Here is a 22,721-nt window from a genome sequence, read left to right on the forward strand (position 1 = left end):
GAAAGGCAATGCAGTGGTATTGCCTTTCTTTTTTTAAATTGCAAATCCTCACCACCCATTGTAATTTAAACTTTAAAGATTTATTAGAAATTATGGTAAACGCAACAGTTAAGACTATCGAACTTGCAGATGGCAGGTCGATTACCATTGAAACCGGCAAATTAGCCAAACAGGCTGATGGCTCGGTAGTGGTACGTATGGGTGACACCATGTTGCTGGCTACGGTTGTATCAGCTAAAGAAGCCAAAGAAGATGTAGATTTTATGCCGGTATCAGTTGATTACCGCGAAAAATTCGCCGCCGCAGGTCGCTTTCCGGGCGGTTTCTTAAAACGGGAAGCACGTCCGAGTGACGATGAAATTCTGGTTGCACGTTTAGTAGACCGTGCACTGCGTCCACTTTTCCCGGACGACTATCATGCAGAAACAGCAGTAATGATCTCCCTCATCTCATCAGGAAAAGATGAAATGCCGGATTGTTTAGCCGGACTGGCAGCATCAGCAGCCATCTCGGTTTCCGACGTTCCTTTTGAAACACCAATTTCAGAAGTTCGCGTAGGCCGCGTTGGCGGCGAATTTATTATCAACCCAACTTACTCGCAACTCGAAAAAGCCGACCTTGATATCATGGTTGGAGCATCGTTCGACAACATCATGATGGTGGAAGGCGAAATGGATGAAGTTTCGGAAGAAGTAATGCTGGAAGCGATTAAAGTAGCGCACGAAGAAATTAAAAAGCACTGTAAGGTTCAGGAAGAACTGGCCGCAGAACTGGGTGTTGTTAAACGTGAATATAGTCACGAGAACAACGACGAAGACTTGCGTGCACAGGTAAAAGCCGATCTTTACGAAAAAGCATACGCTATTGCAAAAAAACAGCTCACCAATAAAAGCGAACGCATGGATTCGTTTGCTGCTGTTGTTGACGAATATGTGGAAGCTTACCTCGAGGCCAATGCCGGAAATGAGGAGTTGGATCTTGAAGCCAACGAAAAACTCATTCGCCGTTACTACCACGATGTAGAGAAAGAGGCTATGCGCCGCATGATCCTTGACGATTCAATTCGTCTGGATGGCCGAGCAACCAACCAGATCCGTCCGATCTGGGGAGAAGTTGACTATCTTCCGGGAGCACACGGATCATCAATTTTTACCCGTGGAGAAACTCAATCGTTAACGTCGATTACTTTGGGTACCAAAATGGATGAGAAAATTATCGACCAGGTAACGGTTCAGGGAAAAGAGAAATTTCTCTTACATTACAATTTCCCTCCATTCTGTGTAGGCGATCCTAAAACGCCACGCGGAACCAGCCGTCGCGAGATTGGTCACGGTAACCTCGCCCACCGTGCCTTGAAAAAAATGCTGCCTGAAGATACTCCGTATGTTGTTCGTGTAGTTTCCGACATTCTGGAATCAAACGGTTCATCGTCGATGGCCACTGTTTGTGCCGGAACAATGGGACTGATGGACTGCGGTTTGAAAATTAAAAAACCGGTATCAGGTATCGCTATGGGACTGATCACCGATAAAGGAGCTGAAAAATACGCCGTCCTTTCTGACATTCTGGGTGACGAAGACCACCTTGGCGACATGGACTTTAAAGTAACCGGTACTGCCGACGGTATTACCGCAACACAGATGGATATTAAAGTTGACGGACTTCCGTACGAAGTACTTGCCGAAGCATTGCAACAGGCAAAAGAAGGCCGTTTGCACATACTGGGCGAAATGCTGAAAGTGATTCCCGAGCCTCGCGAGGACTTCAAACCAAATGTACCACGTATCGAAACCGTGCAGGTTCCTAAAGATATGATCGGTGCAATTATTGGTCCCGGAGGAAAAGTGATTCAGGCTATTCAGGAAGAAACCGAAACCGTGATCGTAATTGAAGAAGTTGACGATGCCGGTATCGTTCAGATTTCAGGAGCCGGACTCGAGCCAATTGAAGCGGCTAAAGCAAAAATTAAAGCTATTACCGCACTTCCCGAAGTAGGTGAAGTGTACCAGGGTAAAGTAAAATCGGTTGTGTCTTTTGGTGCTTTCATCGAAATCCTGCCAGGCAAAGAAGGCCTGCTTCACGTTTCTGAAATGGATTGGAAACGCGTAGAATCGCCGGAGAGCTTTACCAAGGAAGGCGAAGAAATGGAAGTGAAGTTAATTGGTGTTGATGAAAAAACCGGTAAACTGAAACTTTCGCGCAAGGTGCTGCTGCCAAAACCTGAAGGTTATGTGGAGCGCCCGCCAAGAGAAAACCGTGGTGGTGACCGAAGAGGTGGTGACCGCAGGGATTTCCGTGGTGGCGACCGACGTGGTAACGATCGCAGACGCGACGACCGACGTGGTGGCGACCGCAGGGACTTCCGCCCGCGCCGCGATAACGATTAATTGAATACATTTTCAAAATAGATATAAACGCTCCGCCAGTTTGGTGGGGCGTTTTTTTATGGAAAGAATTGGAAAACGGTTAAATTGAAAAATTGTCAAAATGCTAACTCCCAAAAAGAAAACTGAGTTCTGAGATTGCCAACTGTACATTGCCAATTGCCAACTTAAAACTGAGACAACTCTGAACTTTAAACCTTAAACTTTAAACTCTTTCCTCTCCTTTTTCTAACTTCGCATTAAAATAACGAGCATGGGAAACTGGTCGGAAGGAATTACTGCAAAAATTGACAGCAAACTGGAAAGCGCACGCGACAAAGACATTCTGTTTTTCAGAATTAAGGAATTTAAACGAAACATAGAGCGTGTTGACGAGTTTTCAATCTCTTGCCCCGATTGCAAAAGAAGAATGATCGATATTGCAGAAGTCGTGGAGAGCATTGATGTTGCCGTTGATGTTCCGGGCCGAAAACGCCGCGAGTACGACCGGCTGATCAGTCGCCTTTCAAACCATATGCGAAAAGTACACGGTTTTTACGCGCCGTATTACTACAGTTACCTGTATGCCTTGTATGGGGTAATTGGCGGCACCGCCCTGGGTTTGCTTTTACTTTGGCTTCAACCCAGCTACAAACTCGAAATGTTTGGCATCGGTATTTCTGCCGGCTTGATCATTTCGTACATTGCCGGCAGTACGCGAGATAAAAAAATACGAAGCGACAAAAAACTCATGTAGAATTATCAACATTACCGATCGGAATCGATAAAAGCCATTATTTTTGAAATTCAAGCTGACAAAAGCTAAACTAAAAATTTAAATTATTTATAACGAGTGAATTCTTTAACTCTCCCTCTACTCCCTCTCTATGCATAGAGAGGGACGATTGTGTCGAAGACACTATCAGGGTGAGTATTCAAAGAAAAATGACACACATTTTCATTTAGTTGTACACTCTTATTCTTTATTAAAACCGCAGGTAATGCATTAAATTTGAAAAACCTTAATTCTAAAAAATAACGCAAATAATCCATGCAGTTTCTTGTTATCGAAGGAAATATCGGAGCCGGCAAAACTACACTCTCGGGTATGATCGCCAATGATTTCAATGCCAAATTGGTGTTGGAACAATTTGCCGACAATCCTTTTCTTCCTAAATTCTATGAAGATCAGGAGCGTTATTCCTTTCCACTCGAGTTGTCGTTTTTAGCCGATCGGTACAAGCAAATTAAAAAGGAGATCCTGAACCTCGATCTTTTCTACTCCTTTCTGATTTCGGATTACTATTTTTCGAAAACTGCCATTTTTGCGCAAAATACCTTGCAGGGCGACGAATACCATTTGTTCCGCCAGATCTTCGATATGGTTTCCGAATCGATGCCCAAACCCGATTTGTACGTTTACCTGCATGCCGATGTTCCGCAGCTGTTGAAAAACATTGCTCACCGCGGGCGCGATTACGAAAAACACATTAAAGCAGAATACCTTTCAAAAATTGAAAAAGGCTACTTTGGCTTTCTGAAACAAAAGCTCACATTTCCGGTGCTGGTCATCGACATCAACAACATCGATTTTGTCCAAAAACCTGACGATTATCAGCTCCTTAAATCCGCCATTTTCGACCATAAATATGAATTGGGGATAAACCGTCTAATATTGTGATAAAAACCTGCTTAGCGGCTTTTATTTCTTAAAAAGCTTTATATTTTTGTGGACTGATTTCGAAGAATTTTAAAACTCAATTTAATTTTAGTCTGTTATGAAAAGGATCAACTTTAAACCTTTTGCACTGATCGTTGCTGTGGCTGTGGTGTTGTCGAGCTGTTCAGGGCTTAATAAAATGAAGAAGAATGCCGATCAAATTAATTTCAAAGTTACTCCGGAAGTACTTGAAGCGCATGCAAGCGAAGTTGATTTGGCAGTAACCGGAAGATTTCCCTCAAAATATTTTCACAAAAAAGTTACTTTAACGGCAACTCCCGTTTTAAAGTACAGCGAAGGCCAGACTGAATTCGAGCCTGTAACTGTTCAGGGTGAAAGCGTTGAAGCCAACAACAAAGTAATTGCCAACAGTGGTGGTAGCGTAACTTACAAAGATGCTGTTGACTACGACAAAGCAATGGCCAAATCGGAACTGTATGTGAACATTACAGCGTCGCAAGGTAAAAAATCGGTTGATTTTGCTCCTATTAAAATTGCCGACGGTGTGCTGGCAACCAGCGAAAGAGTGGTTGTGATCCCAAAAGCAATTCTGGGTGTAACCCGCGAAGCCAACAACTCGGGTAAATACGATCCGAATATTGACGCATTCCAGCGTGTTGTTCCCGATGAACAAATGGCTGACATTAAATACCTGATCAACCGCTCGAACCTGAGAAGAGACGAAATTGAAAAAAGCGAAGTAAAAGCGCTGGAAGATTATACCAAAAAAGCCAACGAAGACGAAAGAATCGACCTGAAAGATGTTGAAGTTTCAGCTTATGCTTCACCCGACGGAACCATCGATTTTAACACAGAACTGGCCGCTCAGCGTAAAAACACTTCCTCAGAATTTTTGGCCAAAAAATTGAAAGAAGCCGGAATTGATGTGGAATTGAAAACAAAATATACGCCGGAAGACTGGGATGGATTCAAACAAAAAATGGAAGAATCAAACATCCAAGATAAAGAACTGATCCTGCGCGTACTTTCGATGTACAACGATCCTGAAGTTCGCGAGCGCGAGATCCGTAATCTGAGCGAAACTTTTACCGAAGTAGCTGACGAGATCCTTCCTCAGTTGCGTCGTGCTAAATTGGTAACCAGCGTTGACATGATTGGTAAAACCGACGATGAATTGAAAGCGGCTGCCAAGGCTGATCCTGCTTCACTGAATCCTGCAGAATTGCTTTACGCTGCTACCTTATTCGAAGACCTGGCGGATCAGCAGCAAGTTTACGAATCGTTTGTAAAAGCTTACCCGAACGACTGGCGCGGACCAAATAACGTTGGTTACGTACTGGCCAGCCAGATGAAATATGCCGACGCAAAACCTCATTTCGAAAAAGCTGAAACCCTAAAAAATGATGAGCCTGTAATTAAAAACAACCTGGGTGCCATTGCACTTACCGAAGGTGATGTGGCTAAAGCCGAAACCTTGTTCGGTGCAGCTTCAGGTTCGGGCGAAGAAGTAAATTATAACCTTGGAATTGTTAGCGTGAAAAAAGCGGAATATGACAAAGCTGTTCGCTATTTCAGCCAATACGAAGATGTAAACACTGCCATTGCCAAAATGATGGCCGGCGACAACAACGGTGCCTTAAGAGATCTGGAAGCTTTCCAAATGGAAAACTGCTTCATGAAAGAATACCTGAAAGCCGTTATCGGTGCCCGCACTGCTAAAGAAAGTTTGTTGTTCGACAGCCTGAAAGCGGCCTGCGATATCAATCCTAAAATGAAAGCAGAAGCTAAAGTTGACATGGAATTTGCAAAATATTTCAACGATCCGAAATTCACGGCAATCGTTGACTAAGTAAGTTGTGATAAACTGAAATGGAAAGGCAGTCTTCGGGCTGCCTTTTTTATTTGCACTGGATAATCCATTCTTCAATATTATTTCGCAGAACATTTAAAGGAATAGAACCGTTTTCCAGCACTGCAGTATGAAACGCTATAATGTTAAACTTATCCCCTAATTTTTCCTCAGCCATTTTTCTTAGCGATTTTATCTCCTCCCCGCCATAATTGTATGCAATGAATTGAGCCGGCCAAACGGCACTTCTGTAATACATTCCCAGGCCAACTTTCCTATCCAGACCAATCTCTGAACAATATTCGATTACCTGTTCTTTGGTCCAGCCAAATAAATGAATCCCCACATCAATTACCATGAATCTTCCAATGTCACTTCGTCGCTCAATTGTAGCTGCATTACTGGAATAGAGTCCCATTTCCTCCGCCAACTGTTCAGCATAGATCGCCCAACCCTCGGAGTAGCTGTCGAAAGAGATGATTTTTGATATAGAGTGCATTTTGTTTAATCCTCTCTCAATTTCACTTTGCAAATGATGACCTGGATAAGCTTCATGAAAAATCATCCTTTCACAATCAGCTTTGGTTGATTCTAGCTGATAATCGTTGTTGATTCTAAAATATGCCGGACGGTCATTTGTCGCAGGATCCATTTCACCTGCACCATTTTCATAGTTTTCATATTCATCTATCAAAATGTCTTCGTTCGGAACATCGGCAAAATATAATTGGCACTTTTCCTTTGCCTTAAAAAGAACAGAATCCACATCGTTCATCAATTCCTTCTTATTCTGAAATAAGTTTACAGAGTCATTAAGTGTGTGTTTGATAATTTCCGAAAATTGATTTGTTCCATAAAGTTCACTACCCAGTGTTTCGATCGCTGCAATGTTTTCCGAGACCAGTTTCTGTCCAAGCTCATAGATTTCGGTTCCGGTTACATTCGGACCGATATATAACCTCAAATATGCATTATAGCATTCTTCTCCATTTGGTAATTCCAACAGGGAAACATTTGTTCTGGCTTCATTTAGGTAAGTATTTTTTAGAAAATCCTGATATAATCTCAATGCCGGCAATACTTCTTGATCTATCAACTCTTTCCAATCCTGAATAAAAGTCTTATCCCCGTTTTTTAAGACCGGTTTTACAAATGGGGAATCTTTAAGCTTGTAGTCAAGAATTCTGTTAATCTGCACGATTACGGCCCTGACTATTTCTTTAGGCATTGTATAACCTTCCAAAATCCCAACTTTCAGGTTCATAATTTCAGTTTGTACATAATCTGGAAAAGTTCTCCATCGTTTTAATGCTGCCTGCCGCTGCAAACGGGTTTCAAGCGGCTGCTGCTCAGCTAGTCTTAATAACCTGATATGGAATCCATCTTTATAACTCACATCCCATAGATACGTTTTGCATATCCGAAGCTCTCCAGCCCTTGCAAGTTGCTCTTTTAGAATAGAATATGTAATTACATCTGTCTTCTCTTCTATTCGTTTCATATTCACAGAAAGAAGTTCATTGTACAGGCTGTCTTCAAATAGTTCCTTCTCTTTTATATCTTCTAACTTATTTGAGTTGAAACAAAATTTCTGTTCGGGAAATAAATCATGAATTACCGCATATTCTGGGTGTGTATTTATATAGTGGGCGTAATATGAGTCGGCTAATTGAATGACTTTTTCATCCTCAGTGTTATCCACCGAACATGATAGCAGTAACAAGAACAAAATGTATGTAATAAACTTTTTCAAGGAGTAGAATCAAAGTTGTATAAATTTAATAATTATTAAATAATCCAAGCGATACAAATCTTCACTTCTTATTCACCAGGTGACTTTAAGATGTATTAAAGAGTCACCCAGTGATTTTTCTTCGCCTCTGCCTTAGCCTCCTCCTTTCCTTATCTATATGACAAAAGCACTTTTTTAATCCTTCGAAAACCCCTATTTTCAGAACATTAAAACATGCACAATTATGGAACACATCAATAATTACATTGAAGAAAACAAAGAGCGTTTTCTGGAAGAACTTTTTGGGCTGATCCGCATTCCTTCGATCAGTTCGATAAAGAGTCACAAGCCCGATATGTACAAGGCTGCAGAGTATTTAAAAGAACTCCTGCTGAAATCGGGTGCCGACAAAGCCGAAGTTTTTGAAACCGCCGGCAATCCTGTTACTTATGCCGAAAAGATCATCGATCCTGCCCTGCCGACCGTACTGGTTTATTCGCACATGGATGTTATGCCGGTTGATCCGATTGAAAAGTGGGACTCCGATCCATTTCAACCGGAGATCCGCGACGGAAAAATTTTCGCCCGCGGAGCCGACGACGACAAAGGACAGGGCATGATGCACGCCAAAGCTTTTGAGTTGATGGTAAAAACCAATACGCTGCCCTGCAACGTAAAGTTCATGATCGAAGGCGAAGAAGAAGTGGGATCGCCAAATCTGGGACCTTGGTGTGCCGAAAACAAAGACATGCTAAAAGCCGATGTGATCCTGGTTTCCGACACCTCGATGATTGCCCGCGACACACCGTCGATCACTACCGGATTGCGCGGTTTGGCCTACTGGCAGGTAGAAGTTACCGGCCCAAACAAAGACCTGCACTCGGGTTTGTTTGGAGGTGCAGTGGCCAACCCGATTAATGTGCTGTCGAAAATGATCACTCAAATGGTTGACGAAAAAGGGAAAGTTACCATCCCCGGTTTCTATGATGATGTATTGGAAGTTTCAGCCGAAGAACGCGAACTGCTTGGACGTGCTCCGTTCAATGAAGATGCTTACAAAAAAGCCATCGACGTGGAAGAACTGGCCGGAGAAGAAGGATTTACCCCGGGTGAACGTACCGGAATCCGCCCGTCGTTTGATGTTTGTGGGATCTGGGGAGGTTACACCGGTGAAGGCGCAAAAACCGTATTGCCTTCAAAAGCGTTTGCAAAAATATCATCGCGGTTGGTTCCAAACCAGGACCATGAAAAGATCGCAGAGCTGTTCAAAAACCACTTCGAGAGCATCGCACCAAAATCGGTAAAAGTAGAAGTAACTTCGCTGCATGGCGGACAGGGTTATGTTTGCCCGATTGATATTCCGGCCTACCAGGCAGCCGAAAAAGCGTACCAGGAAACCTACGGGAAACGTCCGGTACCGGTGCGTTCAGGTGGCAGTATCCCCATCATTTCAACTTTCGAGGAAGTGCTGGGTATCAAAAGCGTTTTAATGGGTTTTGGCCTCGAATCCGATGCCATTCACTCGCCCAACGAAAATTATCCGCTGGAGCAATTCTATAACGGCATCAGAACCATTCCGCTTTTCTACAAGTATTTTGTGGAGATGAGTGAGTAGTATTGAGTACCTAGATTATAGTAATGAGATAGAGAACCGTTCTTTTAAGCGAGAACGGTTCTTTTTTATTCGCGTATAAAATGGTAGTTTCATCCTAAAATAAATCGCCATGTTTCGTAAAGCTTTTCTACTTTTTATCATCGCCATCAGCATTCTGTCGTGCTCAAAAAAGAAGGATCCGAACTTTGTGTTCATTCTGGTTGACGACCTGGGATGGGCCGATGTAAAATGCAACTATCCCGAAAGTTTTTACGACACACCCAACATCGATAAACTGGCAGAAAGCGGCGTGCGGTTTACACAGGCTTACGCTGCCAATCCGGTTTGCAGCCCCACACGTGCCGCAATTATGACCGGCAAACATCCGAACCGGGTAAATATAACCGACTGGATTCCGGGTAACGATCCCAAAAAACGTCCGTTACTTGGCCCTCAAGATGCTGACGAGCTGGCACTGGATGAAGTTACAATTGCCGAAAAGCTCAAAGAAAAAGGCTATAAAACCGGTTTTATCGGGAAATGGCATTTAGGTAAAAAAGGCTTTTATCCCGAAGATCAGGGTTTCGATTCAAATATTGGCGGTTATCACATGGGGCATCCTCCGGGTGGCTATTATTCGCCCTACAATAATCCGAAACTTCCCGATGGTCCCGAAGGTGAATACCTGACCGACCGTCTGGCTAATGAAGGAATCAAATTCATAAAAGAAAATAAAGAAAATCCATTTTTCCTGTACCTGGCTTTTTATACTGTTCATACTCCTATTCAGGCAGCCAAATCGAGCATTGAAAAATACAAAGCAAAACGTGAAACACTGAATATCGAAGAGGTACCATTCCGCGAGGAAGGTGAAGGCTGGACCAAAATGCTACAGGAAGATGCGCCTTATGCTTCGATGGTAAATGCCATGGATGAAAACGTCGGCAGAATACTGGCAGCTTTGAAAGAACACGGCCTCGACGAAAATACCTGGATTATTTTCACCAGCGACAATGGCGGTTTATCGACACTATATCGCCCAAATGCTCCAACAAGCAATGGCCCGCTGCGCGCAGGAAAAGGCTGGTGTTACGAAGGTGGAATCCGGGTGCCGCTGATCATTGCCGGTCCTGATGTAGCTGATCCGGGAAGAACTACTGAAACTCCTGCCATCAGCATGGATTATTTTACCACCATTTTAAATCTGGCAGAAATAGATCATAAGGATAATGACGGACAAAATCTCTTACCAATTCTTACCAATGAGGGAAGTCTTGATCGTGATGAATTATTCTGGCATTACCCGCATTACCATGGTAGCGCCTGGACACCCGGTTCGGCCATCAGAAAAGGAGACTGGAAACTGGTGCTTTTTTACGAAGATGATCATGTGGAATTGTACAACCTTGCCAATGATCCTGGAGAGTCGACTAATATTACTGAACAAAATCCGGAAAAAGTAAGCGAACTGCAAAAACTACTGGAAGTGCATTTAAACGAAACCAATGCACAGTTTCCGGTGCCAAACCACGATTATGCACCGAGAGATTAGTGTCAATCAAGGTTATAATTTCGAGTTGTCATTCCGTCCTTCAGCTGACGAATTCGGAATCTGACGGAAATAAAGGGATGCTGAAACAAGTTCAGCATGACGCTCTGAAATTTCAGAAATGATACGTCACTGAAGTTTGATCAACTCAACAAACATTAGCTCGGCACCGTTCCAGTTTTCGCGATCCGGAACCAGGGAAATAGTATGGTCGCCAGCTTCATTAATCTCAATTTCACCAAGTTTGAGCACTTTATAATCCCCCTCTGTCGATTCTATTTTGCTGGCTTGCTTTTCCGAATCAACAACAAGATTCAAAGTCGTTGCATTTTCTGCCTTTACCTGAGCTTCCACGCGATATTTCCCGGGTTCGGAAGTAGTAAAAGTCCACTCCAACTTTGTGCGACCATCCACCCAATTGGTGATTATCGGAATCACCTTTTTTTCGGTCACTTCCGATATTATCTCCTGCCCGATTACTGCATGTTGCCCATAGCCGGGATTGTATATATCGGCTAAATCGGCCGGCAATAAAATGGTACCGTTAAACAGGCTGGGTTTGTTGCTGGTAACTACGTATTGTCCTTTCACTTTTAACACCACTACAGTGTTAATCTCATCAAAAATCACCGATGGAGCATGGATATCCAGATTACCGCCACCATCAAATTTCCACGCAAAGTGCTGGTTTGGATTCGAAAGCAGGTAAATGTCTTTAATATTCGCCTTGAATCCGGGCACAGTCAGCAATCCGTTTTTTGGCCAATCGAACACGTGCAGGTAAAGATTAGTGCCACCTTTCACCTTTTTTACGGTACAACGTCCCCATGGCAGTTTAAAAAATGGACTTGCAGAGGTACCATAAATCGACTCTCCGTTTCGTTGCATCCAGTCTCCAATTTGCCTTAAACGCTCTACACTTGGCTCCGGAAACTCACCTTCGGCTGTTGGCCCTACATTCAGTATAAGATTTCCTCCTTTGCTGGCAATATCCACCAACATACGAATCAGTTCTTCGCTCGATTTCCAATTGTCGTCGTACCATTTATAGCCCCAACTGGTATTCATGGTCATACAAACTTCCCAGTTGTAATCGAGACCGGTTGGCGGCACATGCTGCTCAGGTGTTGAAAAATCGCCCGGCCAGGGTCGGTACAGCCGGTTGTTGGTAATCAGATCGGGATAATCATCGGCTACATTCTGTAATGCTTGTGCAGCTTCTTCCGTCATTCCGAATGGTGTATCCCACCACAAAATATCGAGGCCACCATAATTTTCTAATATTTCTTTTACCTGCGGAACGGCTTTCCCCTCAATATAATTCATTAAAGGTTCGCGTTTCAGGTCCGGATCCCAGTGAGGTTTACCCTCTTCGTAGCCACGATAGGTCCCGCCGGGTTCGTGCCAGTCTTGTGCCTGCGAATAGTAAAAGCCAAGTCGCATATCGTATTTTTTACAGGCATCCGCCAGTTCTTTTAAAGGATCGCGGTCGAATGGCGTGGCATCAACAATATTGTACTTGCTGGCTAAAGAATGAAACATGGCAAAACCATCGTGGTGTTTCGAGGTTATGACAATGTATTTCATTCCGGCAAACTTGGCCAGCTTCACCCATTCATCGGCATCGAAATTCACCGGATTAAATGTATCGGCCAGTTTTTCGTATTCTTTTACCGGGATTTTTGCATTGCACATAATCCATTCACTAATTCCCGGAATACGTTCACCTTTCCATTCTCCGGCCGGCTCAGCATACAAACCCCAGTGAATAAACATCCCAAATCGGGCATCGGTCCACCACTCCATTTTTTCTTCCTGTGGCGTAAGGTTCTTTTTCTTTTTTGCCTGGTCGTTGGGATTGGAACACGACAACAGAAATAAAAACACTCCGGCGATTATGGCAATTTTCTTCATTTCGTGATGTTTAAGCTTGCTATCTTACTTGTATTGATTTCAGAATAAAATTACAAAAATCAATGTGCATCATGAAGAAAACAGAGCTCTACTAATTTCTAAATTGCCGAAAATTCCCGGAAATAGTGCTTATTGGTGAATTTAAACTGCTATTAAACTAGCATCTTCCCCTTGAACAGGGACTGTTTGTAATAAAAAATCCGAAGAATGCACCAATCAAAATACTCTGAACTATTTCGCTGCGAGGCATAGCATCCATATGTATTCCTTCAGAAAAATAAAAAAACAAAAACCCTGCTACAGCTCCTAAAAGGATATACAACAGGGTTTTCTTTGTATGTGGTTTTCGGATCTGGCGTTGCAACCAGTTCCCTTCTTCTTTAATCTCCAGCTTCTTGAATTCCATTTAAAATATCTATATATCTAAATACAAATATACAATATTTTAATTCTACAGAGCTGATAAAAACTATTTATGAAACTTTCTTACTGATCAGCGAGGCATCTTCCATGATAACATCGTAGAAATAACCTGCACCAAAATCCTTTTCGAGCGTGATTTTGCCTTTAAAAACAACTTCGTCGCCCACCTGCACCTTGGCTTGTGTTGTAATCGTCAGGTCGAAATTACCACCGGTGCCGGTTCCATCCTGGATATGAACCCAGTTTTTGCCCATTACCTGCTCGTTCACTTTAACTACCACACCTCGGATTTCGAATTCTTTGCTGCTGTAATCTGCTTTGTTGGTAAACACATCGGCTATAGAAACTTCACCTTCAGGTTTGGTAATTTCAACCTCGGCATCTTTAGCCGCCACTTTACCTGAGTGTGCTGCAGGCATTCCGCCTTCCATTGTAGCCGGTTGTTGATTGAGCGGCGTTTTACTTACCGTATTTATAAAGTAGATCACATCGAACGTACGATCAATCTCTTTGCTATGAAAATCGGTCATTTGCAAAGCCTCGTCGTAATACAATACATCTCCTTTATTTACTTCCTTTTTAGCAATTGCAACCCACCGGTCCTGCATGTTCTCCTTCACCTGAAGATAGGTGTAAGTACTTCCCTGAATAACGTCGGTGACCTCGAAAACATTTTGCTTGGTTTGGATCACACTCTGCTGCATTTGTTGTGGATTCTTATTTCGGACACACGATGAAAATATAATAACTAAAATCACCAATATGAAAAATCTTTCTTTATACATCTTCAAATATTTAAATAAATTAACTACTCTATATTACCATTTTTTTCGAAGGCTTAAATATAAACGATTATAATTTTCTTTTGCCTGAAAAGTCGTTTCAAAATTAACAGACATGTAAATATTTTTGTTGAAACGATAAGAAAAATCAATCTCCCCAATGTGTTGTTTCAGTTCAGTAACAGTATTTACATATTTATAATCCACCCAGCGATAATGCAACAGAGAATACAGTTTACCGTCTAAAAAGTCTTTTGAGAGGCGCGCCCCGTATATCTGTCCATCCAGATAACTGGTTTGCAACAGGTTACCTGTTAAACTCAAAGATGCATGAATACCCGGCAAATTCGTGTAAGTAACAAAGCCATTGAGCGTTTTTGTAGGGCGAGGATCTTCTTTACGAAATCGTGTACCCGCGCTGGCACTAACGATAAGGTAGTTTACGGGCCGGTAATTAAAACGTAAACGCCCACCCTGCCGGCTTGCCTGCTGCAAAATTTCATCAGCAAAATTCCTGAAAGTCTCGTAATAGATCACATTTTTTCGGTTATCGTAAGAACCAAATACCGAAAATCGTCGTGAAAACCGATATCGGGCCGAGAGATAGAGACTGGTAAGACTCAGCGTATTTTTAGGTTCATCGTTCTCGAGTTTATACAAATCAAGTTCGAAAGAGGCAAAAAGATTCAGGTTTTTAATGGCCGAGTTGGAATGCTGGAAATACACAAACCTGCGATCGATATTACCTTTGTTCCGCTGCTCGAAAAAAGCCAGTGACGATTGCACATAACCGTTCGTTACTTTCTGTGCCTGTCCCAAATAAGCTCCGTATTCAAACAGATCGAAGTTAAAACTGTAATCGTAATAATCCGGCCTCGAACCGGCAATAACACCGGCATACAGGTTTTTAAAACCATATTCGAACTGAATGCCGTCTACGGCTCCAACATTGGCAACGTGTGGATTTATTTTGCGTCCCACCCACAGTGTTGCCGATTCGGTGAACTCGTATTGCAAGGCCAAATTATATACTTTGAGCGCCTTATTCAGGTTATCTTTAACCACGTCCCACTCATTCAGTTTATGAGTAAACGAGAGGTAAGTTTCAGCCGTTAGCCTGGAACCGGAAATATTTGTTGCTTTTGCCGACAAGGTATAGCGAAACCGATAAATATCATCGGTTTGATTCGAGAAGTTGGAGTTGGATGACAACCTTATTTTCCCTGAAAAGTCCGGGGTATTTTTTTGGGATACCGCTTGTTCCGTCGATGTAATTACTTGCTGACTCACATCCTCTTCAGGTAATTCCTGTTCCGCAATAACGGGAATAACTTCTTTATTTAAAGACTTTTCGAGGCTAAAAATCACATCCGAAGTTTTAAAACTGAGGCCTCCAATGGCAATGCACAAACACGAAATGGAAGATTGATGCCGCACGATCAAGGCCGGCAAATATTCCTCGTCATTTAAAATGAAAAGTGTATCCCCATTTTCAATTCCTGCAGTGGTTTCAAATTTCACATATATGTTTTCACCACTGATATACGACACAGTTCCCTGTCGAAATGTTTCCTGTGAAATAACAACAAATATTCCGCAAAAGAAAAGCAGAAGAATGATAAGGCTTCTATGTGCTAATCGGCTAATCATCTCCGGCAAATCCATTGGGGTGACACTCGAAACAACTGGTAGCCGTATAAGCATATCCACTCACATCATTGTGGTGGCTGTCGGTTTCAGTTTGATTATGCTCGTGACAGGTAATACACGAAAAGACGGCGAAATTTGTTGGCTCTGTATGGCAATCGGCACAAGAGTTCCACTGTCCATTGTGACGCCCGCTGTATATTGGAAAATATTGTCCGTCGTGATCGAAAGTCGAAGGTTCCCAGGCTGTTTCCGTATGACAGGTTTGACATTCCGTTGGAAAGTTTGCCGCAAGATGCGACGGATCAGTGGTGGTATTGTAATCGGAAGCATGACACTCGTAACAAGTATTCGGAGTATTTGTATAATTTCCCTTGTGACATAAAAAGCAGTTACCTGAAACAGCAGCATGAGCGCCGTTTAGCGCATAATAATCGTTGTGATTTGGAAATTGTGCCGGCTCCCATCCAGGATTCGTAGTGTGGCACTCATCGCAGGATGCTGAAAGCCCAAGCGCACTATGACTCGGATTCACACTCGCATTGTAATCGTCGGTATGGCACGAATTGCACAGCATCGAAGTACTGGCATAACCATCGGTGTGGCAAGCCGAACATTCGGTGGCGATGTGCGCTCCGGTCAACGGGAAGTTCGTCAAACTATGATCGAAATTCTCAGCCTCCCAGCTGTTAACCGTGTGGCACTGCAAACATTCGGTTGGGTAATTCTGTGCAAGATGATTTGGCGCACTGTTGTAATTGGCCTGGTGACAACTAATACATTCCGGACTTGCAGCGGTCGTTGTTCCGATGTGGCAGTCAGCGCATTGTCTTTCCGCGTGGCCACCTGTTAGTTCGAAACCACTTGTTGCCGTGTGATCGAACTCCGAAGGAATCCAGGCCGTTGTAGTATGACAGTTTTCACATTCGGTGGATAAACCGGCAGTGCTATGGATCGGATTTTGCGCCTGACTGTAATTTTCAGCGTGGCACGAATTGCACAGCATTGAAGTACCTGCATAACCATCGGTGTGGCAAGCCGAGCATTCGGTAGCGATGTGTGCTCCGGTCAACGGGAAATTCGTCAAACTATGATCGAAATTCTCAGACTCCCAGCTGTTAACCGTGTGGCACTGCAAACATTCTGTTGGATAATTCTGTGCAAGATGATTTGGCGCGCTGTTGTAATTGGCCTGGTGACAAGTGATGCATTCCGGACTTGCAGCGGTCGTTGTTCCAAGGTGGCAGTCAGCGCATTGTCTTTCCGCGTGGCCACCTGTTAGTTCGAAACCACTTGTTGCCGTGTGATCGAACTCCGAAGGAATCCAGGCCGTTGTGGTATGGCAGTTTTCACATTCGGTGGATAAACCGGCAGTTGTGTGTATCGGATTTTGCGCCCCGCTGTAATTTTCAGCGTGACACGAATTGCATTGCATCGAAGTACCGGCGTATCCATCGGTGTGGCAAGCCGAGCATTCGGTGGCGATATGCGCCCCGGTCAACGGGAAGTTCGTCAAACTATGATCGAAGTTCTCAGCTTCCCAGCTGTTAACTGTGTGGCACTGCAAACATTCGGTTGGGTAATTCTGTGCAAGATGATTTGGCGCGCTGTTGTAATTGGCCTGGTGACAAGTGATGCATTCCGGACTTGCAGCGGTTGTTGTTCCGATGTGGCAATCAGCGCATTGTCTTTCCGCGTGGCCACCTGTTAGTTCGAAACCACTTGTTGCCGTGTGATCGAACTCCGAAGGAATCCAGGCCGTTGTGGTATGGCAGTTTTCACATTCGGTGGATAAACCGGCAGTTGTGTGTATCGGATTTTGCGCCCCGCTGTAATTTTCAGCGTGACACGAATTGCATTGCATCGAAGTACCGGCGTATCCATCGGTGTGGCAAGCCGAGCATTCGGTGGCGATATGCGCCCCGGTCAACGGGAAGTTCGTCAAACTATGATCGAAGTTCTCAGCTTCCCAGCTGTTAACTGTGTGGCACTGCAAACATTCGGTTGGGTAATTCTGTACAAGATGATTTGGCGCGCTGTTGTAATTGGCCTGGTGACAAGTGATGCATTCCGGACTTGCAGCGGTCGTTGTTCCGATGTGGCAATCAGCACATTGTCTTCCTGAATGGCCTCCCGTGAGTTCAAAACCTGTGGTTACAGTGTGATCGAACTCCGAAGGAATCCAGGCCGTCGTGGTATGGCAGTTTTCACATTCGGTGGATAAACCGGCGGTGCTATGAATCGGATTTTGCGCCCCGCTGTAATTTTCAGCGTGACACGAATTGCATTGCATCGAAGTACCGGCGTATCCATCGGTGTGGCAAGCCGAGCATTCGGTGGCGATATGCGCCCCGGTCAACGGGAAGTTCGTCAAACTATGATCGAAGTTCTCAGCTTCCCAGCTGTTAACTGTGTGGCACTGCAAACATTCGGTTGGGTAATTCTGTGCAAGATGATTTGGCGCGCTGTTGTAATTGGCCTGGTGACAAGTGATGCATTCCGGACTTGCAGCGGTCGTTGTTCCGATGTGGCAATCAGCACATTGTCTTCCTGAATGGCCTCCCGTGAGTTCAAAACCTGTGGTTACAGTGTGATCGAACTCCGAAGGAATCCAGGCCATCGTGGTATGACAGTTTTCACATTCGGTGGATAAACCGGCGGTGCTATGAATCGGATTTTGCGCCCCGCTGTAATTTTCAGCGTGACACGAATTGCATTGCATCGAAGTACCGGCGTATCCATCGGTGTGGCAAGCCGAGCATTCGGTGGCGAAGTGTGCTCCGGTCAACGGGAAGTTCGTCAGGTTATGATCGAAGTTCTCTGCCTCCCAACTGTTAACAGTGTGGCACTGCAAACATTCGGTTGGATAATTCTGTGCCAGATGATTTGGTGCGCTATTGTAATTAGCCTGGTGGCATGTGATGCATTCCGGACTTGCCGCGGTTGTTGTTCCGATGTGGCAATCAGCACACTGTTTGCCTGAATGGCCTCCTGTAAGTTCAAATCCTGATGTAGCTACATGATCGAATAACGACGGTTCCCACCCTTCTTCAGTATGGCAGATTTGACACTCGGATGAAATTCCTGCAGTAACATGCACCGGATTTGCTGCTTCATTATAATTATTGATGTGGCAGCTGGCACATTCGCTTGATGTACCTGCAAAACCATTGGCGTGACAATCGAGACAATCTGTTTGGGCATGAACTCCTTTCAATGAGAACCCTGTATTATCGTGATTAAAAGCTTCTTCTTTTCTTCCCATGGGATGACAGGCATAGCAGGCTAAACTATTGTAGGAATACCCATTAATATCGCTGTGTTCATCATCCATTTCCCCCTGGTTGTGCTCATGACAATTGGTGCAACTAAAAATGGCATAACTCTCGGGTTGAGTATGACAATCAGCACAGCTCTCCCACTCGCCACGATGTTCCCCCGAATAAACAGGGAAATAAAAATCGTCGTGGATATCAAATTTAGCCGGTTGCCAGCCGGGATTGGTCGTGTGGCAATCCGAACAGTTGGTTGTGAATCCAGAACTCTGGTGTGACGGATTGGCTGCCGTTAAGAAATCATTTTGATGACAAGAGTAACAGTCGGCTGAAATGGGCTCAAAAACACCGGATGTATGACAAGCTGAACAGTCATTAATTTCGTGGCCTTTTCTCAGAGGAAAAAAGTCGTGATTAAAGCCTTGCGAACTCCAGGAAAATGCATCGATTTTGTGACACTCGATGCAATCGGTTGATAATCCGGCCTGAGCGTGATTTGGATTGGTAGTCGCATCGTAATCCTGCCTATGACAATCGATACACTCAACTCCAAGAGGTTGAAACTCGAGATTTGACGCCGAGTTGTGACAGTCGGCACAAGCCGCAGTATTATGAGTGCCCAACAAAGGGAATCTGCTCATTTGATGGATCTCGGTGATGTTTGAAACCAGCCACGATTTCGGATCGTGACATCGTGCGCAGTCCATTCCAACGGTGTTGTTGTGCATGTCGGTGTGACAATCGATGCAAGAGGTTTTGGCTGCCGAAAAAACAAGGCTCGTGTGGCAGGCTTTGCAATCGGTAACTACATGCTGGCCTTCGAGTTTAAAACGGGTTTCATTGTGATCGAATTTAGCGGTGGCTGCCGAAAACGTCCAGCTTTCGGTAGTGTGGCAATCCAAACAGTCAAATGTCAGATCATCGCCATGCGGATTATCCTGCGCCTTTATCAACAAAGCCCAGAACAGCATGAAAATTACTAATGACAACTTTTGCATGATATATCCTCAAATTTGTAAACGACATAATTCCGGATCAAATCATCGGAGGATTTGTGGCAGACCACACACTGCAGGCCTTCGTGTTTTCCATCGAGTTTAAAACGTGCATCATCATGATTGAACTTGTCGGGCCTCCAGTTATTAAAGGTATGGCAGCGTGCACAATCATTTTTTCCCAGTACTTCAAATTGATTGAAATGAATATCCTTGTGACAGTTCTCGCAACTTTCTCCCAGCGCCGAAAACTGCTGTTTTACAATTCCGTTTGTCTTCCTGAAATGGCAGTCCCGGCAGGTTTGCTCAGCATGTTTTCCAAGAAGTTTAAAAGCGGTGATCTTATGATCGAATTCAATTTGTTTCCATGCTTCAACATGGTGGCAAACTTTGCAATCCGATTCAGGCATGTATTTTTGATCCAACACATTTTTATGGATGTTTTCGTGACAATCCACACAGCGCGTTTCAGGGATACTAAAATTCCATTTATCACCTTTTTTGTGGCAGGCGAAACAAGGTGTTGCCATGTGCGATCCCTGCAGGGAAAACCGGCTCTCGTTATGCCGCTCAATGGAATAAGAAGAAGGTGAAAATCCATTTACCGAATGACAGGATTTACAATCGGGTGAAACATCGTTCTTCGTTAACTGCCCTTCGTGATAATCGCTGTGGCAATCGGTGCAGCGCTGAAACTGCAATGCCCGCGTATAATTACCACTTTTGTGGCATTTTACGCAATCAATGTTTTGGTGTTTACCCAGTAAAGGATAATCGGTTTGATTGTGGTTGAAAGTAGTGGCTGTATTTATCTGTTTAAATGAAAACTCGTTGTGGCATTTTGTGCAGTCGTTTCCAAATTTATTCTGATGCACATCCTCGTGACAACTGGTACAACTGGCAAATTTCACGCCCGTAAACTGCTGAACTTCCTTCCCGTTTTGAACGGTAATGGCGTGGCATTTCACACATTCCACCTCCTTATGTTTTCCGATCAGGGCAAAATCAGTGTTCGAATGATCGAAGCCGGAGGCCGGGTTAAAGGCATCCTGATTATGACACTGTGTACAATTTTTTGAAAGCGTATTTTGGTGCACATCTTCATGGCACGACAAGCAATCGGTTCCCATTCCCAGAAATGTTCCCGGCTGTTTTTTTTGCGAGATGTTTTCCGCAATCAGTTGTGCTTTATGGCAATCGGCACATTTAATACTTGCGTGTTTCCCTTCCAGTTTAAAACCTGCAAGGTTGTGGTCGAATTGTTCCTCATTGAAACGTACAATTTTAAAGTCGCGCCCAAAGTGTTCGCCGTGGCATTGCGCACATTTTTTCCCTTTTACCTCGAATGAAGCATGGTAACCTTTGTTCTTATCGATCAAAGCTTTGATCTCCTTATGACAATCGAGGCATTTCGAAGTCGTCTCCTGTTCACCCAGAACATGGCATTTTGTGCAGTTGGTCAGTCCCTCGAGATGCGCATGAACCTTCGAGAGATCACCCGGCGATATCTGTGCAAATACTGCAACATTCACCAGCATGAGCAGAAGCAAGAAACCATATTTTAATCCATTGCCCATCTATCTTTTTTCGTGTTTTAATATTGCTTCTCCAAACTTTCGGGTAATTACAATTCCGGCATTTTTTAGGAATTCGGTGGGTAATTCACCGCCCGCAAAAATGTAGACTAAATCGTTTGCCAATGTCAATTCATCGATATCGTTCACCTGTAGTTGCACCTCGGTTTCTTCGATGCTAGCCACATTGGAATTCAGTACCAGATCAAGTTTCTTTGCCTTGACTGCTTCATCAAGGCTTTTCTTGTTCCTGGGTTTTAAGCGCGAAAAAGTGTCTTTCCTATACGACAAAGTCACCTTGTTTTGAGGCGCCAGCAACAAAGCAGATTCAATGGCTGAATCGCCACCACCAACCACCAATACATTTTTCCCGGTGATCAGTTCGGGTTCGAGTAGCCGGTAAAATACTTTAGGCAGATCCTCGCCCGGGACATTTAATTTACGGGGAGTTCCACGTCTTCCGATGGCCAGTAACACGCGTTGCGTCGTATAACTGCTTCCATCGTTGCAGTGTATTTCGAAACCACCATCCTGTTGCTCAATTTTACTGACCTTCTTTTTCTCCGCAATTTGAATATCGTTTTTCGACAGCACTTCGTTCCAAAGTTCCAGCAGTTCCGTTTTGCCGGTTTCGTAAAGCTTAACTTTTCCGTATAAAGGCAAATCCATGGGAGAAGTCATTACGATTTTCGCACGTGGAAATGTAAAAACGGTTCCTCCCAATGTATCCTGTTCCAAAGTAATGGTTTTTAGTTTCAAACGCCTGGCTTCGAGTGTCGATCCAATACCTGCCGGCCCGGCTCCAACGACAATCAGGTCGTACTCCATCTCACTGTTCCGTTCGATTCCCCGTGCAAGATTATTCACAGCTTGTCGTCCCTGTTCCACTGCGTTTTTTATCAAGCCCATGCCGCCCATTTCTCCGGCTATAAAAATTCCCCTGACATTCGATTCGAAGAATTGATTGACATGTGGCAGATCGACTCCACGTTTTTCGGTTCCTATAAAAAGAGAGATGGCTTGAGTTGGACAGGCATGAAAACAGGCGCCGTGCCCCACGCAACGGCTGGCATTTATTACTGTGGCTTTTCCGTTTTGAATGCCCAGAATATCATGTTCGGGACAAGCACGAATGCAGGCGCCGCTCTGAATACACGAGTTCACATCAACAACCGGATGCAGCGAAACCGGCTCGTGAAGCCCTTCTTCTTTGGCAATACGGATCTTTTCACCGACAATCCGCGACTCCCGACGCAACTTCCTGATGTAGATATAGATGACGCCAACAAGGAAAATGCTGACGGCACCATAAATCAATATTTTTTCTAAAAAACTTTCCATGA

The 22,721-nt window shown here is 44.0% G+C and carries 14 protein-coding genes; 6 read left to right on the top strand and 8 right to left on the bottom strand.

What is annotated here, in order from left to right; genetic code table 11:
* The first annotated feature begins 92 nt into the window (after nucleotides 1-92).
* The 4 genes from pnp to WFY05_RS02445 all read left to right on the top strand — a co-directional run bounded on the left by pnp (nucleotide 93) and on the right by WFY05_RS02445 (nucleotide 5,893).
* Complete coding sequence (pnp, locus tag WFY05_RS02430) at nucleotides 93-2,387, top strand: polyribonucleotide nucleotidyltransferase (RefSeq protein ID WP_340111128.1); 2,295 nt, start codon at nucleotides 93-95, stop codon at nucleotides 2,385-2,387.
* Between the two features lie 250 nt (nucleotides 2,388-2,637).
* Nucleotides 2,638-3,120 (top strand): hypothetical protein, encoded by a 483-nt coding sequence (locus tag WFY05_RS02435; RefSeq protein WP_340111129.1) that lies wholly within the window; start codon nucleotides 2,638-2,640, stop codon nucleotides 3,118-3,120.
* A 294-nt stretch (nucleotides 3,121-3,414) separates the two neighbouring features.
* A complete protein-coding gene (locus WFY05_RS02440; RefSeq protein ID WP_340111130.1) occupies nucleotides 3,415-4,044 on the top strand; it encodes a deoxynucleoside kinase in 630 nt (209 codons plus the stop codon).
* A gap of 97 nt (nucleotides 4,045-4,141) precedes the next feature.
* Entirely contained in the window at nucleotides 4,142-5,893 is a 1,752-nt protein-coding gene (locus WFY05_RS02445) for a tetratricopeptide repeat protein (protein ID WP_340111131.1), read from the top strand.
* 49 nt (nucleotides 5,894-5,942) lie between these two features.
* On the opposite strand, the gene WFY05_RS02450 is transcribed toward WFY05_RS02445, so the two are convergent.
* Nucleotides 5,943-7,595, bottom strand: a complete 1,653-nt coding sequence (locus WFY05_RS02450) for a DUF885 domain-containing protein (protein WP_340111132.1) — start codon at nucleotides 7,593-7,595, stop codon at nucleotides 5,943-5,945.
* Between the two features lie 274 nt (nucleotides 7,596-7,869).
* Between WFY05_RS02450 and WFY05_RS02455 the strand changes: the two genes are divergently transcribed.
* The gene (locus WFY05_RS02455; RefSeq protein ID WP_340111133.1) at nucleotides 7,870-9,240 is read left to right on the top strand and encodes a dipeptidase; all 1,371 of its coding nucleotides are present in this window, start codon (nucleotides 7,870-7,872) and stop codon (nucleotides 9,238-9,240) included.
* Nucleotides 9,241-9,349: 109 nt separating this feature from the next.
* A complete protein-coding gene (locus WFY05_RS02460; protein WP_340111134.1) occupies nucleotides 9,350-10,771 on the top strand; it encodes a sulfatase in 1,422 nt (473 codons plus the stop codon).
* A 126-nt stretch (nucleotides 10,772-10,897) separates the two neighbouring features.
* On the opposite strand, the gene WFY05_RS02465 is transcribed toward WFY05_RS02460, so the two are convergent.
* From WFY05_RS02465 to WFY05_RS02495, 7 genes are all read right to left on the bottom strand, one after another.
* Nucleotides 10,898-12,682 carry an alpha-L-fucosidase gene (locus tag WFY05_RS02465; RefSeq protein WP_340111135.1) on the bottom strand — a complete coding sequence of 595 codons (1,785 nt, stop codon included), beginning with the start codon at nucleotides 12,680-12,682 and terminating at the stop codon, nucleotides 10,898-10,900.
* 157 nt (nucleotides 12,683-12,839) lie between these two features.
* Entirely contained in the window at nucleotides 12,840-13,088 is a 249-nt protein-coding gene (locus WFY05_RS02470) for a hypothetical protein (protein ID WP_340111136.1), read from the bottom strand.
* Between the two features lie 67 nt (nucleotides 13,089-13,155).
* Nucleotides 13,156-13,890 (bottom strand): hypothetical protein, encoded by a 735-nt coding sequence (locus WFY05_RS02475; protein WP_340111137.1) that lies wholly within the window; start codon nucleotides 13,888-13,890, stop codon nucleotides 13,156-13,158.
* Nucleotides 13,891-13,923: 33 nt separating this feature from the next.
* Nucleotides 13,924-15,408, bottom strand: coding sequence for a TonB-dependent receptor (locus WFY05_RS02480; protein ID WP_340111138.1), 1,485 nt, complete (start codon nucleotides 15,406-15,408; stop codon nucleotides 13,924-13,926).
* Between the two features lie 121 nt (nucleotides 15,409-15,529).
* A complete protein-coding gene (locus WFY05_RS02485; protein WP_340111139.1) occupies nucleotides 15,530-19,807 on the bottom strand; it encodes a multiheme c-type cytochrome in 4,278 nt (1,425 codons plus the stop codon).
* Nucleotides 19,789-21,381, bottom strand: a complete 1,593-nt coding sequence (locus WFY05_RS02490; protein ID WP_340111140.1) for a cytochrome c3 family protein — start codon at nucleotides 21,379-21,381, stop codon at nucleotides 19,789-19,791. Before WFY05_RS02490 ends, WFY05_RS02485 begins: the two co-directional genes overlap by 19 nt.
* The gene (locus WFY05_RS02495; protein ID WP_340111141.1) at nucleotides 21,382-22,719 is read right to left on the bottom strand and encodes an NAD(P)-binding domain-containing protein; all 1,338 of its coding nucleotides are present in this window, start codon (nucleotides 22,717-22,719) and stop codon (nucleotides 21,382-21,384) included. It abuts the gene before it with no gap.
* Nucleotides 22,720-22,721 lie beyond the last annotated feature (2 nt).

Source organism: Maribellus mangrovi (assembly GCF_037646455.1).
Taxonomy (GTDB): domain Bacteria; phylum Bacteroidota; class Bacteroidia; order Bacteroidales; family Prolixibacteraceae; genus Draconibacterium; species Draconibacterium mangrovi_A.

Excerpts from the sequence above, each read along its gene's own strand:
- WFY05_RS02465 (WP_340111135.1), bottom strand. The coding sequence starts at position 12,682 with ATGAAGAAAATTGCCATAATCGCCGGAGTGTTTTTATTTCTGTTGTCG.
- WFY05_RS02455 (WP_340111133.1), top strand. The coding sequence starts at position 7,870 with ATGGAACACATCAATAATTACATTGAAGAAAACAAAGAGCGTTTTCTG.
- WFY05_RS02440 (WP_340111130.1), top strand. The coding sequence starts at position 3,415 with ATGCAGTTTCTTGTTATCGAAGGAAATATCGGAGCCGGCAAAACTACA.
- WFY05_RS02475 (WP_340111137.1), bottom strand. The coding sequence starts at position 13,890 with ATGTATAAAGAAAGATTTTTCATATTGGTGATTTTAGTTATTATATTT.
- WFY05_RS02445 (WP_340111131.1), top strand. The coding sequence starts at position 4,142 with ATGAAAAGGATCAACTTTAAACCTTTTGCACTGATCGTTGCTGTGGCT.
- WFY05_RS02495 (WP_340111141.1), bottom strand. The coding sequence starts at position 22,719 with ATGGAAAGTTTTTTAGAAAAAATATTGATTTATGGTGCCGTCAGCATT.
- WFY05_RS02470 (WP_340111136.1), bottom strand. The coding sequence starts at position 13,088 with ATGGAATTCAAGAAGCTGGAGATTAAAGAAGAAGGGAACTGGTTGCAA.
- WFY05_RS02460 (WP_340111134.1), top strand. The coding sequence starts at position 9,350 with ATGTTTCGTAAAGCTTTTCTACTTTTTATCATCGCCATCAGCATTCTG.
- pnp (WP_340111128.1), top strand. The coding sequence starts at position 93 with ATGGTAAACGCAACAGTTAAGACTATCGAACTTGCAGATGGCAGGTCG.
- WFY05_RS02490 (WP_340111140.1), bottom strand. The coding sequence starts at position 21,381 with ATGGGCAATGGATTAAAATATGGTTTCTTGCTTCTGCTCATGCTGGTG.
- WFY05_RS02435 (WP_340111129.1), top strand. The coding sequence starts at position 2,638 with ATGGGAAACTGGTCGGAAGGAATTACTGCAAAAATTGACAGCAAACTG.
- WFY05_RS02485 (WP_340111139.1), bottom strand. The coding sequence starts at position 19,807 with ATGCAAAAGTTGTCATTAGTAATTTTCATGCTGTTCTGGGCTTTGTTG.